This is a genomic window from Streptomyces longisporoflavus, assembly GCF_014649775.1.
GTDB classification, from domain to species: Bacteria; Actinomycetota; Actinomycetes; order Streptomycetales; family Streptomycetaceae; genus Streptomyces; species Streptomyces longisporoflavus.
The window spans coordinates 21,977-34,277 of record NZ_BMTR01000008.1 but is presented as its reverse complement, the minus strand read 5'-3'; the positions used below and the strand labels follow the sequence as shown (position 1 = coordinate 34,277).

General features: G+C 72.9%; 7 protein-coding genes. 2 read left to right on the top strand and 5 right to left on the bottom strand.

The features are described 5' to 3' along the window. Positions 1–32: 32 nt before the first annotated feature. Positions 33–869, bottom strand: a complete 837-nt coding sequence (locus tag IE226_RS17655) for a helix-turn-helix transcriptional regulator (RefSeq protein WP_190082225.1) — start codon at positions 867–869, stop codon at positions 33–35. 153 nt (positions 870–1,022) lie between these two features. Between IE226_RS17655 and IE226_RS17650 the strand changes: the two genes are divergently transcribed. After that, on the top strand, positions 1,023–2,723 hold the full coding sequence (locus IE226_RS17650; protein ID WP_190082224.1) for an AMP-binding protein: 1,701 nt from the start codon (positions 1,023–1,025) through the stop codon (positions 2,721–2,723). Positions 2,724–2,771: 48 nt separating this feature from the next. Here IE226_RS17650 and IE226_RS17645 read toward each other — a convergent pair whose 3' ends face one another. The 4 genes from IE226_RS17645 to IE226_RS17630 are packed head-to-tail and all read right to left on the bottom strand — an operon-like array spanning position 2,772 to position 10,867. Further along, positions 2,772–5,909 (bottom strand): non-ribosomal peptide synthetase, encoded by a 3,138-nt coding sequence (locus IE226_RS17645; protein WP_190082223.1) that lies wholly within the window; start codon positions 5,907–5,909, stop codon positions 2,772–2,774. A gap of 52 nt (positions 5,910–5,961) precedes the next feature. Further along, the gene (locus IE226_RS17640; RefSeq protein WP_190082222.1) at positions 5,962–7,176 is read right to left on the bottom strand and encodes a cytochrome P450; all 1,215 of its coding nucleotides are present in this window, start codon (positions 7,174–7,176) and stop codon (positions 5,962–5,964) included. A gap of 60 nt (positions 7,177–7,236) precedes the next feature. Continuing rightward, complete coding sequence (locus tag IE226_RS17635) at positions 7,237–8,298, bottom strand: TauD/TfdA family dioxygenase (RefSeq protein ID WP_190082221.1); 1,062 nt, start codon at positions 8,296–8,298, stop codon at positions 7,237–7,239. Between the two features lie 55 nt (positions 8,299–8,353). Then, complete coding sequence (locus tag IE226_RS17630; protein WP_190082220.1) at positions 8,354–10,867, bottom strand: AMP-binding protein; 2,514 nt, start codon at positions 10,865–10,867, stop codon at positions 8,354–8,356. Positions 10,868–11,084: 217 nt separating this feature from the next. Here IE226_RS17630 and IE226_RS17625 point away from each other — a divergent pair, with 217 nt between their 5' ends. Continuing rightward, positions 11,085–12,209: an SAM-dependent methyltransferase gene (locus IE226_RS17625; RefSeq protein WP_190082219.1), complete on the top strand. Its 1,125-nt coding sequence runs from the start codon at positions 11,085–11,087 to the stop codon at positions 12,207–12,209. Positions 12,210–12,301 lie beyond the last annotated feature (92 nt).

The window sequence follows — 12,301 nt, the reverse complement described above, 5'->3', positions numbered from 1 at the left end:
CAACCCTCCGCCGACGCCGCTCGGTAAGGCGCCTACGGCAACAGCCCCGCCCTGCGCGCCGCCACCACCGCCTCAAGGCGCGTATGGGCGCCCAACTTCCGCATGGCCGCCCGCAGATACCCCTTCACCGTCTCCGGCCGCAGACCGAGCCGCTCGGCCGCCACCGCGTTCGTCACGCCCCCGGCCACGCACGCGAGGACGTCCACCTCACGCGGCGCGAGCGACACCGTCCGCTCCCGGGCCGGCGGCAGCGTGGCCGCGGCGGCGAGACGGCCGCACACCGCCAGTATGTCCGCCCGCAGTGCCGGGTCGGCGATGCGCGGTGCCAGCGCCCGGAGCGCGGCGTGCGCCTCGCGGACCTGCTCCCTGGCAGGCCCAGCGCCCGCCTGCGGCTCCCGCGCCGTGACGAGGAGCGCGTGCACCTCGTCCCGTACGACGAGGGCCTGCTCCACGTCCCGCGCCGCGTCCACCGCCGCCGACAGCGTGCGGTCACCGAGCGGCCGGGCCGAGCGCAGAGCCCCGTACAGCACGCCTCGCACCCGGCGTCGTACCACCACCGGCACCGCGAGCACCGAACGCAGGCCCTCCGCGGCGACGGCGGAGTCGTACTCGTGGCTGATGTGGCGCGAGCCGTGGTAATCCGTGACGGCGCAAGGACGCGAGAGCGCGACCGCCTTGCCGCCAAGGCCGTTCCCGGACGACACCGCGAGCCCGCTCAGCGCAGGCGTTCCCGTGCCCGTCAACTCGCCGATCCGCAGCTGCCGCTGCCCCTCGACGAGACCTCCGAAGGCCACCGGAAGCCCCGTGACGCGCCGCAGCCGCAGCAGCGCGGCCCGCAGCTCGACCGCCTCACCGCCGTCAGCCGTCACGCGCAAGACCCTTCACTCCGGACACCCCCGTCCGGGGGTGGCGAAATCCGCACCACGAATTACACGATGCTACGTAGCGTCCGGCAATGATCCCGGCGAAGAGCTGAGCCGGGCAGAGGTTGCGGGCCCCGGACCGGTGACGAGGAGAGCGCAATGACGACGACGGGCACGACGAGCGGCAGCGGCACGGAACGGTTCCGCGCGGCCCGGGACTTCCTGCTGCGGCACCGTGAGGACTACGAGACCGCGTACGAAGGGTTCGACTGGCCCCGGTTCGAGCAGTTCAACTGGGCGCTCGACTGGTTCGACGCGATCGCCGAGGGCAATGACCGCACGGCCCTCCACATCGCCGAGGAAGGCGGCGGCGAGCAGCGGTTCAGCTTCGCCGGGATGTCGGCGCGCTCGAACCAGGTGGCCAACTGGCTGCGGGCGCAGGGCGTCGCGGCAGGCGACCGGATCCTGGTGATGCTCGGCAACCAGGTGGAGCTGTGGGAGACGGCGCTCGCCGCGATGAAGCTGCGCGCCGTGATGATCCCGGCGACGCCGCTGCTCGGGCCGGTCGATCTGCGGGACCGGATCGAGCGGGGCAGGGCGCGGCATGTGATCGTGCGGGGCGAGGACGTCGAGAAGTTCGCCGGTGTGTCCGGCACGTACACGAGGATCGTGGTCGGGGAAGAGCCGCCGGGCGAGGGGTGGCTGTCCTACGCGGACACGGCGTCGGCCGCCCGGGACTTCGAGCCGGACGGGCCCACGGCCGCCGACGACCCGCTGATGCTCTACTTCACCTCGGGGACCACCTCGCGGCCCAAGCTGGTGGAGCACACCCATGTGTCGTACCCCGTCGGACACCTGGCGACGATGTACTGGATCGGTCTGAAGCCCGGCGACGTCCATCTCAACATCTCGTCGCCGGGCTGGGCCAAGCACGCCTGGTCGAATCTCTTCGCCCCGTGGAACGCCGAGGCGACGGTCTTCATCTACAACTACACGCGCTTCGACGCGGGCCGCCTGATGGCGGAGATGGACCGGGTGGGCGTCACCAGCTTCTGCGCGCCGCCCACGGTGTGGCGGATGCTGATCCAGGCGGACCTGGGCCAGCTGCGTACGCCGCCGCGGGAGATCGTGGCGGCGGGTGAGCCGCTGAACCCCGAGGTGATCGAGGCCGTGAACCGCGCCTGGGGTGTGGTGATCCGGGACGGCTTCGGCCAGACGGAGACCGCGGTCCAGGTGGCCAATTCGCCGGGCCAGCGCCTGACACCCGGCTCGATGGGCCGGCCGAGCCCCGGCTACAAGGTCACGCTCCTGGACCCGGTCACGGGTGAGCCGGGAGCGGCGGAGGGAGAGATCTCCCTGGACCTCTCGGCGTGGCCGGTGGGCCTGATGACCGGCTACCACGGGGACGCCGAGCGCACCGCCGAGGCGATGGCGGGCGGCTACTACCGCACGGGCGACATCGGCTCGCTGGACGCGGACGGGTACCTCACCTACGTCGGCCGCAGCGACGACGTCTTCAAGTCGTCCGACTACAAGGTCTCGCCCTTCGAGCTGGAGAGCGCGCTGCTCGAACACGAAGCGGTGGTGGAGGCCGCGGTCGTCCCCGCGCCGGACGCGCTGCGGCTCGCCGTCCCGAAGGCGTACGTCGTCCTGGCGAAGGGCTGGTCGCCGGGGGACGAGACGGCGGCGGCGATCTTCGAGTACACCCGGTCGGTCCTCGCGCCCTACAAGCGCATCCGCCGCATCGAGTTCACGGAGGAACTGCCCAAGACCATCTCCGGCAAGATCCGGCGGGTCGATCTGCGGGAGCGGACGGCGGAGGGGTCGACGGAGGAGTGGCTGGAGCAGGCGAAGGGGTGAGAATCCGGCGCGGACCGATCCCCGGAAGCAGCCGGCACCCACGGCGCGTCATGAGATGGTGCGCCCTGCCGGGGATGCCACCCCCGGCTCCGGCCCCGGGGAGTCGGGCGTCGCCAGGAAGTCCGTCAGGTGGGCGGCGAGTTCGTCCAGGACGGTTTCCGGGACGCGGGTCGGGTCGCACTCCAGCCAGATGTCCCAGGCGCCGTCGGCGGACGGCCAGAACTGGACGAGCAGCGGCAGGGAAGCAGCGGGCGGCGGGACATCGCGGCGGGTCGTCGTGTGGCCGCGGAGGCGCAGGTCGGCGGCGGGGGCGTTCTGGTAGATCACCGCGGCCTGGAAGACCGGGGGCAGCCGGGGATCGTCGGGTCGCGGCGCGACGGCCGCGAGGTCGGACAACGGCAGCGGCGCGAGACCGACGCCCGCCAGCCAGTCCCGACGGGCCGCCGCCGCCACCTCGGCCGGCCCCTGGCCCGGGCCGAAGTCGAGTACGAGCGGAATGGGCCGTACGAAATAGCCGACCACGTCCTCGGCGACGCGCTCCCGGCCCGCGTGGTAGGTGGCGACGGTGAAGCGCTCGGTTCCGGTGAGCCGGTGCAGAGCCGAGCCGTACCAGGCGAGCGCCGAGAAGTGCGGTGAGCGGTGGACGCGCGCGCACAGGGCACGTACTTCCGCCGCGTCGAGCGACAGGTGCCGCCGCGCGTACCGGGCGCGTTCTCCCTGCGTACCCGGAGTACCAGGCGTACCCGGCGCTCCGGACGGCAGGGCCAACGGCTCGGCCGATCGCAGCGCGTGCCCCCAGTGTCCGCGGGCCCGCGCCACCGCTGCCTCGTCCCGTACGGGCGCGGGTGCCTGGACGCGGTGGACGGGGCCGCCCGCCGCGCTCACCGCACCCGCCCCGGCGTACGCCCTGCCCAGGTCGGTGAGGAAGGCGCGCTCCGACCAGCCGTCGTAGGCGATGTGATGGAGCACGAGGGTGAGCACCGACCCGGCGTCGCAGGGCGTGACGAAGCAGCGCAGGGGCGGGTCTGTGGCCAGGTCGAAGGGGGTGAGCCACGCGGAAGGCAGGCCGCCCGTGAGGCCGGCGTCGCGCTCGGTCTCCTGTACGGGGATGTGCGCCTCGGGCAGTTCGTGGGCCACGACGGACGGGCCGTCGAGTCGGAAGACGGTACGCAGCGCGGGGTGGCGGGCGGCGACGGAGTCCAGGGCGGTGCGCAGTGCCCCGATGTCCACGGCCGGGGCGACGGTGAAGGAGAGGACAAGGAGGTGGGCGGGGTCGCCGGGCGCGAGCTGTTCCTGGAGCCACAGGTCCTGTCGGCTGTCCTCCACGACCCGGCCCTGCCCGGGCTCGGCCGGGCTGTCCTGCTCCGGCACCGCCGGTACGGCCAGTTGCTCCGCAGCGGCGGCGATGGCCCGCGGAGTGCGGCCCTCGTGGACGGCGCCCAGAGCGACGCGCACGCGGTGATGCCGCTCGAGGCGGCTGGTGAGCTGCATGGCGTACAGCGAGTCGCCGCCCGACAGGAAGACGTCCTCGTCCGGTCCGACGGAGCGGCCCGTCAGTGCCGCGGCCTCGGTCAGCACCGCCTCCAAGAGGGAAGGGCGGGATGCGTGGGCCTCGCTGTCCGGCCCCGGCACCCCGGAGGCCGGGGCGTCCACGCGGTCCGCGTCGAGGCGCTCGGCCAGGGCCCTGAGATCGACCTTGCCGCTCGCGGTCAGCGGAAAGGCGTCGAGCAGCACCAGTTGCCGGGGGCGCAGACAGGACGGCAGTTCGCGCTCACAGCGGGCGCGCAGGTCCTCGGCGGTGCGGCCGTCGCCGGGGTCGAGGCAGTGGGCGGCGAGGCCGGTGGCGGCGCCGCCCGGGTCGCGCAGGACGGTGACGGCGGCCTGCGGCACACCGATACGCTCCAGGAACTGTTCGAGCTCGGCGGGCTCCACGCGCTGTCCCCGGATCTTGACCTGACGGTCCCGGCGCCCGGCGTAGAGCAGAAGTCCGTCGGGGTGCAGGCTGCCGAGATCGCCGGAGCGGTACACGCGCTCGCCGCCGGGAAGCGTCTGGAACTTGCGCGCCGTCAGTTCCTCGTCGCCCAGGTATCCGAGGGCGAGGCTGCTTCCGCCGATGCAGATCTCTCCGGTCGTGCCGGGCGGGCAGGGGCGGTCCCGCGCGTCGAGGACGTGGATGCGTGTGCCGGGCAGCGCGGTCCCCAGCGGGATCTGCCCGTAGCGTGCGGCGTCACCGTCCTCGATGACCCTGGTCGTGGCGAACACCGTGGTCTCCACGGGGCCGTAGCCGTTGACGATGCGGATCGAGGGGTGCGCGGCGCGGAATCCGGCCACGTGTCCCGGTGAAAGACGCTCGCCGCCGGTGAGGACCTGACGCAGGCCGGCGAAGCAGCCGGGGTCGTCGTCGACGAAGGCGTTGAAGAGCGCCGCGGTGAGCCACAGGGTGTCCAGGCCCGCCGCCGTGACGTACTCGCGGACGAGGGCGGGGGACAGGTGCAGACCGTCGCCGAGCAGCAGGGAGGTGCCGCCGTTCATCAGGACCGACCACAGCTCGATCATCATGGCGTCCCAGCACACCGGGGCGGCCTGCAGGACGGTGCGGCCCGGTCCGAAGTCCGCGTAGTCCACCCCGACGAACCGGCTCACCACCGCGCGGTGCGGGGAGACGGAACCCTTCGGCTCGCCGGTACTGCCGGAGGTGAACATCACCGCGCAGCCGTCGCCGGGCGCCGTCACCGGCAGCGGGGCGCTCTCGGGGGGTACCGGGGGCCCTTGCAGGTGCAGCCGGTGGCGTCCCGGCGCGGGGTGCGGTTCGAAGGCGGCATCCGGGCTCTCGTCGGTCAGGACGTGGGCGTCCGCCTGCCGCACCAGGTGCTGTACGCGCGTCTCGGGCCAGTTCGGGTCCATGGCCGCGTAGACGCCGCCGGCCTTCAGGACGGCCAGCAGGGCCACGACGAAGGCCGGGGTGCGGCCCATGCGGAGGGCCACGTACTGACCGGGGCGCAGGCCTCCGGCCACCAGACGCCGGGCCATCGCGGTGGATTGCTCGTCCAACTGCCGGTACGTGCACGGTGGTTGGCCGGGCGCGAGGAGCGCCACGGCGTCCGGGTGGGTGGCGGCCCTGGCCGCCACCAGGTCGTGCACCGTGGCGTCGTGCTGCGCGTACGCGGGCGCGGGAGTGGCGGACATGAGGGCTCCTCGGAGGGGGTTCAGCGGGGGCGCGGGAGAGCTGCGCCGCGGATCAGGTGGCTGGGGCGGAGGCGGCGGGGGCCGTGAGGCGCAGGGGGAGGGCGGCGAGGCCGCCCACCGTGTACGAGGCGAGCCGCCGCGGTTCACCGGCCAGGGCGATGTCTCCGGTGCCGGTCACCAGTTCCTCCAGGAGCACCCGCAGGACCAGCCGTGCGAGGGCCGCGCCCAGGCAGAAGTGCACGCCGCCGCCGAAGGTGAGGTGCCGGTTGGGGGTGCGGTCGAGGCGGAAGACGTCGCCGTCGCCGAACACCGACTCGTCGCGGTTGAGCGAGGGAATCCACACGGTGACCGGGTCCCCGGCCGCGATGTGCTGACCGCCGAGGTCGGTGTCCCGTACCGCGGTGCGCAGCAGGTGGGTGGCGGGGGGTGCCCAGCGCAGGATCTCGTCCACGGCGCGGGCCGGGTCCGCCAGGCCCGACTTCAACGCGGCCCACTGGTCGGGGTGTTCGAGCAGCGCCAGCATGCCGCCCGCCGCTGCCGCGCGGGTCGTGTCGCCCACGGCGACGATCACGTTGTCGCAGGTGAGGATGGCTTCCTCGTCGGTGAGGCCCGCGCCGTCCGCCTGCGCGACGACCAGCGCGGACATGAGGTCGTCGCCGGGGTTCGCGCGGCGTGACTCCATGACCTGGCTGTAGTAGTCGAGGAGTTCCAGGTGCGCGATCCGGGCGTCGAGGCCGCCGTCGTCCTGGTCGCGGGAGGAGATACGGGCCGCCGCCGCGGCTACCTTGCTGACGTCTTCGACCGGCACGCCGAGCAGGTCGGCCGCCAGCGCGAGGGGGATGCGCGCGGCGACGTCCGTCGCGAAGTCGCAGTGCCCGGCGGCCACCGCGTCGGCCACCAGCGGCCGGACGATCGAGCGTGCCTTGCCCTCCAGGCGGGCCAGCGAACGCGGTGTGAAGAGCCGGCCCACCGCACGGCGCAGGACCGTGTGGCGCGGCGGGTCGGTGAGGGCGAGCATCTTCCCCGCACCCGGGTAGGGCTCGGTCAGGTCGCGGCGCAGCATCGTGCCCTGAGCGGAGCTGAAGATCTCCCACTCCTGGAGCACCCGCAGTCCGGGTTCGTACCCGGTGACCGCCCAGAAGCCGGACGCGTCGGCCGGCTGATGCCACCGGACGGGCTCTTCGCGGCGCAGGGCACGCCAGAGCGGGTGAGGGTCGCCGGTCGCGTAGAGCCGGGGGTCGGTCAGCGTGAGGGTCTCTGGCAGCACGGCGATGTCCTCGGTCCTCGGTCCTCGATGGGTCAGCGGTCAGCGGTCAGCGGTCAGTGGTCAGTGGTCCGTAGTCGGTAGGGGCGGGATAGTGCCGCGGGCCGGCCGGACGCGGTGCTGGCCGAAGCCGTGTTCCAGCTCCTCCTGCGGGGGCCTGGCCGGGCGTCCGGTGCCGGTCGAGCGGACCAGAACCCGCTTGAGCCAGCGGTCCGAGCCGTCATAGCGCGGCGGGAAGGCCGAACGCCCGTGCACCATCACGTCGTTGTCGACGAGCAGCAGGTCGCCGGGGGCCAGGCCGATCTCGACGGCGTGCCGGTCGAAGGCCGGTTGCAGTCGCGCGTAAGCCTGTGCGAAGTCGGGGTCCCGGGCGAGCAGCCGGGTGTAGGCGGGGTCATAGCGCACGCACCGGGCGTCCGGGGCGCCCCACACGGTGCGGATGCCGGGCGCGTGGTCACCCTCGCGGGGGTCGGGCTCGTAACTGTCGTCGGGGTCGATGACCAACCCGGGGCGGCCGAGAAGCGCGGCGTCCTCGTCGCTCAGTTCGATGTCGCGTACGCAGGCGAGGCGGGTGCCGGTCAGGCCGGGATTGCGCAGGCAGGCCAGGAGCAGGAAGTCGGCGCGTTCCGGATGGAACCCGTCCTCGGTGTGCCAGGCAAGGGCGAGCGTGCTGCTGGCGCCGACCTGTCGGGTCTCCTGGCCGGGACTCGGCAGGATGTTGTGCACCAGGCGGCCGTCCTGCTGGTTGGCCCAGCCGAAGACCTCCCCGAGCAGGCGGCCGACGAGGGCGAGCGCGAGTTCGTGGGGCAGATCGGCGGGACCCGTCGGTTCGGACCAGTGCACAGGGGTGGGGCCCGGTTCGCCCAGGCCGTCGAAGAGGCCGCGCAGGACCCGGTAGCCGCGCCAATCGGCGGGCGGCCCGATCAGCTCGGTGAGCCGGCATACCAGGTCGGGCGGCAGCTGGTGGCGCGGCTGTGCGACGACGCTCCCGGCGGTGGCACCGGTGCGGACGAGGTGCTGCACGGCGTGGCCGAGGGCGCGTCGAGTGCCGGGCGAGGGGAGACGGACCGGGCCGACGCCCGCGGTGACGCCGGGCACGGCGGGACGAAGGGCGGTGTCAGTCATGCTGGTCTCTCCCGGTTCTCGGGGGCTGTCGTGGGCGAGGTGCCGCGAAGGCCCCTCAGCGGTGCGGGGTGAAGCCGGAGTCCTTGAGCAGGGCCGCGCGGTCCGCCTTGCCCGTCGCGGAGACGGGGATGCGGCTGACCGGGATGAAGTGGTCCGGAAGCATGTAGGTGGGCAGCAGTTGGGCCACGGCGGGGCGGGGATCCCGCCGGTCCTTGGGCTCCGCACCGGTGCTGCCGTCACCGGTGCTGCCGACGCCCGTGCTGTCAGCGCCCGTACCGTCGGCGTCCGTACGGTCGGCACCGCTGCCGTCGTCGGCAGCCGCAGGCACGTAGAAAGCGGCGAGCTCGGGGCCGTGCGGTCCCGCCACCGCGACGGCTACGGCTTCGAGGATGTGCTCCCGGCACCGGTTGAGCGCGGCCTGCACCTCGGCCAGTTCGATGCGGTAGCCGTTCACCTTGATCTGGTCGTCGACGCGCCCCAGGAACCGCAGGTTGCCGTCCGGCAGCCAGCAGGCCCGGTCGCCGGTGCGGTACATGCGGCCCTCGCCGGGCGGGGCGGGCACGGCGCTGAAGGGGTCCGGCAGGAACTTGTGCGCGGTCAGTCCCGGGGCGCCCGCGTAACCGGCGGCCACGCAGACGCCGCCGATGTACAGGTCGCCGCTCTCGCCGGCGGCGCAGACCCGCAGGCGTTCGTCGAGGACGTAGTACCGGGCATTGGGCATCGGGGTGCCGTACGGAACGCTCGGCCAGGCGGGGTCCACGGTGTCCACCGGGAAGTGGTTAGACCACACCGTGCACTCCGTCGCCCCGCCGAGGGCGACCACTTGGACGCGGGGGAAGGTCTCGCGCAGCCGTCCGGGCATCGTCAGCGGCACCCAGTCGCCGCTGAGGAAGACGAGCCGCAGCGTGTCGCGGCCGCGGGGCTCGTCGAGTTCGAGGAAGGAAAGGGGTACGGACATCGCGGCGGGAGCGGAGTCCCAGAAGGTGATGGGCTCGTCCTGCAAGATCTCCGTGAGGCGGTCGGGGTCGCCGGACTCGGAGTCCGCGACGAGCCGGATCGAGCCGCCCGCCGCGAGAATCCCGAAGACGTCGTACACCGACAGGTCGAAGCAGAACGAGGTGACCATGAGGAGCCGGTCGTCGGGCGTCACCCGGTAGGTGCCGTTCACCCACTCGATGAGGTTGACGACGCTGCGGTGGCTGACGGCGACCGCCTTGGGGGCGCCGGTGGAACCGGAGGTGAAGATCGCGTAGGCGATGGCGGCGGGGTCCACCGCCACCGGCACAGGCTCAGGTGAGCAGCGCGCGATGTGGTGTCCGGTGGTCACGGTCAGCGGCGCAGGACCGGTACGCGCGTACTGCGCGCCGCGGCGCTTGTCGACGCGGAGCACCACGTCGTAGCGGCGGGCGAGTTCGTGGGGCAGGCCGGCGCCGTCCCTGTGCAGGATGCGGGCCTCGGCGTAGCGCGGGTCCCGGGCGGCCAGCTCGGTGAAGAAGTCGGGCCGCACGCGCAGACCGTCGTGCTCCTCCTCGTCCGGCGCGACGAGATCCGAGAGGACGAGCGTGCCGGTGTCGTCGAGCTGGTCGGCGAGGCTGTCGAGGACGTCGCGCAGATAGTCGGTGCCGGGGAAGAACTGAACGGTGCTCGCCAGGAGGGCCACGTCGTAGGGGCCCGGGGCCAGACGGGCGGCCTCGTGGGCGAAGCCGGTGACGATCTCGGCGTGCGGCGCGTGTCGTCGGGCCCGCTCACGGGCCTTGTCCGCGGCCACGGGGGAGGGGTCGACGCCGACGTAGCGGGCCACCCCGGGGGCGACTTCCCCAAGGATCATCCCGATGCCGCTGCCGGCTTCGAGGACCCGTGACGCGGCATCCAGATGGGGTGCGACCAGGCCGGCCACGTGACGGGTGTAGGCGGTGACCTCGTCGGTGGTGTACCGGGGCCCGTCGTCGGCCCGGTTGAAGCCCGCGGCGCGCAGTTCGTCGTCGTCATCGGCGACCCAGTCCCACAGGTCCGCGACCGTCTCCGCCGAGAACTCCCCCTGCCACGGCCGGACTTCGGGCTCGTCGACGCACACCAGGTGGGCCAGGTCGGGCAGCGACCAGCAGATCTCGTTCGCAACGCGGTAGTTGACCCGGTCCACGACCAGGCAGGTGACCCGCTGCGCGGACAGCATCGCCGCGAGGCGTGCGGCGGGCCAGCGGGGGTCCAGGGGGATGTAGGCGGCACCGGCACGCACCACGCCGAGGAGCGCGGCGACGGTGTGCGGGGCGTGGTCGCCGAGCACGGCGACATAACTTCCGGGAGAGACTCCGAGGTCGCACAGGTGCCGGGCGATCCTGCCCGACCAGGTGTGCAGGTCGCCGTGGGTGAGCGTGCCGTCGTCGGTGAGCAGGGCCGGGCGGTGGCTCCAGCGGTGCGCCGCCTCGCCCACGAGGTCGTGCAGGAGAGCGTCGGAACGGAACGCCCTGTGCGTCTCGTTCCACACGCCCTCGGGTGCGGAGGGGCCGGCGACGAGACCGGCGGCGGGGCTTGTGGAGGGACTGATCGACGAACTCGTCAACGGGTGCACGAAAACTCCCCAATGCGGCGGATGCCAACTGGCCCATTGGTAACACCGGCGCAAAAGTCCTGGCTATCCGTCGGAAATTGCAAGGCCGGGGACTGCTTTTTCGCCGGCGTACATACTGCTGGTCGGGCCGGGTTGTGGAGCTGTGCTTCATACCGGCTGCCGTGCGTGAAGAATTTCGTGTATTCACTGCGGATCGCCGCGCCGCGACGATGGCGGCATGAGTGAATTCCCGGTCGCAGTCAGCGGTTCCTCCTGGCACACCGTCACGGTCGGTGGCCGGCGGTTGCGCCTGCGGGTGAAGCGGGATGCGGCGCTGGGCGGACGGCCCTATCTGTGGCCGTCGGTCGGCGAATATCCCCTGTACGACGACTTCCTCTACCACGTGATGCTGGAGGACGAGCCGCGCAACAAAATATTCCGGGATGCGATCGCGGCACAAGCTCCGGATGCGAGCGTCCTGGAAGTCGGCTGCGGACCCGATCTCCTGTGGTCGCTGCACGCCGCCGAATGCGGCGCCCGTACCGTACGCGCCATCGAGAGCATTCCGGAAAGCGCCGCGCGCGCCGCCGAACTCGCGCGGAAAAAGCCCCGGTACCACATCGAGGTCCTGCCCGGTGAGGCGACCACGGTCGACGTGCCCGAACGCGCCGAGGTCTGCGTCGCCGAACTGGTGGGCAGCATCGGCGGCGCCGAGGGCATCGCCGCCGTCCTGGACGACGTACGCGAACGGCATCTGACACCGGGCGCCGCGGTGATCCCCGCCGTCGTCGGCACCCGGGCCGCCGCCGTCTGCGCCGAGGAGCTGCTCGAAGGAGATTTCGCGGTGGACGTGGACTTCGCCGACTATGTCGCCGAGGTCCTCACCAGCGCGGGCGGCCCCTTCGACCTGCGGATGTGCCTGGGCAACGTGGACCGTTCCGCGCTGCGCAGCACCGATTGCCTGGTGGAGGATCTGCGCCTGGACGAGGGGCTGGCACACTTCCCGTCCGCCCGGCTCGAGATCACCGCGCCCGGCCCGGTCGACGGCCTTCTGCTGTGGCTGGCCATGCGCTGCACCCCGGACGGTCCGCTGCTCGACAGCCTGGACACGGTCACCAACTGGCTGCCGGTGTACGTGCCCTTCGACGTGCCCGCGCCGATCGCGGCAGCACCCGGCGACGTCCTCGAACTGGACTGTGCCGCACGCCCGGCGGCCGACGGCCTGCACCCCGAATACACCTTCACCGGCGCCCTGGTCCGGGCCGGCGGCTCCCGCGTGCCGCTGTCGGCGCACTCCCCGTACGCCGGAGGGCCTTTCAGGGCCAGCGCGCTGCACAGGGCCCTGTTCGCCGAGGAGTCCTAGCCGGAGTCCCCCCAGAACCCATCGCCCCCGACCCATCGCCCCCGCCCCGGCCCCCGCCCCGCCTCCAGAAAGGTCTGTCATGCCCATTCCTG

Bases quoted from the DNA above. Each gene is read 5' to 3' on its own strand.
- IE226_RS17650 (WP_190082224.1), top strand. From the start codon at position 1,023: ATGACGACGACGGGCACGACGAGCGGCAGCGGCACGGAACGGTTCCGC.
- IE226_RS17645 (WP_190082223.1), bottom strand. From the start codon at position 5,909: ATGTCCGCCACTCCCGCGCCCGCGTACGCGCAGCACGACGCCACGGTG.
- IE226_RS17635 (WP_190082221.1), bottom strand. From the start codon at position 8,298: ATGACTGACACCGCCCTTCGTCCCGCCGTGCCCGGCGTCACCGCGGGC.
- IE226_RS17625 (WP_190082219.1), top strand. From the start codon at position 11,085: ATGAGTGAATTCCCGGTCGCAGTCAGCGGTTCCTCCTGGCACACCGTC.